The 1,847-nt window shown below is 58.6% G+C and carries 2 protein-coding genes and 1 pseudogene; all 3 read right to left on the bottom strand.

The annotated features are described in order from the left end of the window. Positions 1-147 (bottom strand): annotated as a pseudogene (locus FA740_RS19315) (IS5/IS1182 family transposase); the annotation flags it as partial. A gap of 264 nt (positions 148-411) precedes the next feature. Continuing rightward, entirely contained in the window at positions 412-669 is a 258-nt protein-coding gene (locus FA740_RS19310) for a hypothetical protein (RefSeq protein ID WP_136858411.1), read from the bottom strand. Positions 670-760: 91 nt separating this feature from the next. Continuing rightward, complete coding sequence (locus FA740_RS19305; protein ID WP_136858410.1) at positions 761-1,435, bottom strand: P-loop NTPase family protein; 675 nt, start codon at positions 1,433-1,435, stop codon at positions 761-763. Positions 1,436-1,847: the final 412 nt, after the last annotated feature.

The following is a 1,847-nucleotide window of genomic DNA, read 5'->3' as shown; positions in this document are numbered from 1 at the left end:
AGGCTGTCGGCCACGTTTGCCTGTTGGCCTGGCCTCCCAGGTCATCTCGGGATCGAACCAGATCGTCAGCGAGCCACGACGCTTCAGAGCTTCGTTATAGGCGGGCCAATTCCTGGTCTTGTAGGCGGGGGGGCTGGGTCGGCTCATGCGCCCCCAGCTACCACGCTGGATTCACAAGATGAATCCCTCACGCGATTTGTGCAACAGAGCCTAGCAAATGTAAACCAGTGGACGGTGCATTCTGACCGCTGCTGAACCTGCAACCTCCCCCTTAGGAGGGGCTAGGTTCCCCCGCAGAACGAGCAAATTCAGGCAGAAAAGCAGACCCCATTGGGTCGGTGTTTCCGGTTTGCACAGAGAAAACGGGCCTGCGCAGGTTCGGCGAACCAAAGAGCAACCCCCACGGCGAGACTACTGATTGACCGGCCAACCGTGGGGGTTGTGCCCCCAGTCATCAGTTGCAAGCTCTCGTACTTTCTCCAGAGCCTCGGCCACCAAGCCGTTCCGCGCCAGCATGTTGATGACGGACCTGGACCATTGATCGCGGTTTGCACGGCTGGTCTGCTGGTCGTCGCGCATTACACGGCCGACGATCACTTCATTTATAAGGACAAACCAATCGCCTTGATCAGGCTCGAATGTGCGCTTGCGGGTCCAGCACACGGACATTCCATAATCCTCAAAGCCTGGCGCCGTCACCGCGTCGGCTTCAAACTCGACAGTAAGTGCAGCTTCGGTAAGCCGTCTTTCGCTAACTCGTTCAGTATACGGTTTGCGTTTCCATCCCGAAGTCGACGCCGATCCCCAAGAGTGCGGCGGGCATAGCCATCGCTATCACTGCCCGAGCAATGCTACGAGTGTATGCCTGCACTAGTCGGGGCTTCATTGTGAAGCCCGACTCAGCAGGATGGCAGCGGCAGTTCCACAAGAACTGATACGTCTGCAAAGAGCTCCGCAAATGAACGACCGGAAGCGTCGGAGGTGCAGATGCGATCACTTCGCGTGCGCGCTCACGATGAAATTCGCGAGATGTTAGTGCGTAATGAGCAGCCTCCTTGGTGCGGGCGCCAAACCATTCGACGCAGCCTTCACCCATGCCCGGGCGGACCTTGCCATGATAGCGGAGTGATCGCCAAACCACCCTAGTCAACTGCGTTGCGCTGACCGGGTCTACCCAGACAAGCAGCTGAGCACGACGGGCCCGTTCATGCGCCGTCTCGTAATGCCCCCCCTCTAGCACCCACTCATCACCGGCGTGAACCGCGCGGGTCATTTCATCCAACTCTTCGGCGGTCCGATGAATGAAACCAGGTTGCCAGCTGAGCTGATCGATGTGATGGCCGGGCAGGCGGAAGCGCTTGGCCAGTTGTAACGTGAGCCACGTTTTGCCCACACCAGATCCACCCAGAACCATCACCCTCTTGATTATCTCCACCAAGGTACACCTCTACCACTAGTTGGCTGATAGCACGCCATGTGGCCTCCAGCTCGACTAACCAGAGTGATAGCGACTATCAGCCGTGCAACACAATTAAGATAAAGGGCCGACATATCTGCTAACGGCGGGGGATTACCCTTTTCCCAACGGCCTTCCCTGCCTCGAACGCGCTCTTGCCGTCCTCGATCGTCTGGATCACCGCGCGCTCCTTCGACGGGCTGGCGGTGTAGGGCCGTGGGATCGCTCCGCTGAAAGTCCCGCGCTGGTGTGCGAAGATCACCAGGGCGTTGTTGCGTAACTCACGCGTGAGACGTGATGCCCCCTTTCCCCGTTGTCATCAGTCCACGCGGACTATCTCGGCCGTTCCGATGGCCGAGAAGCGGTTCATGAGTGCGATGCGGATTTGGAT

It is taken from the genome of Paracoccus hibiscisoli (assembly GCF_005048265.1).
Classification (GTDB): Bacteria; Pseudomonadota; Alphaproteobacteria; order Rhodobacterales; family Rhodobacteraceae; genus Paracoccus; species Paracoccus hibiscisoli.
This window is presented reverse-complemented; position numbering and strand designations above follow the sequence as displayed.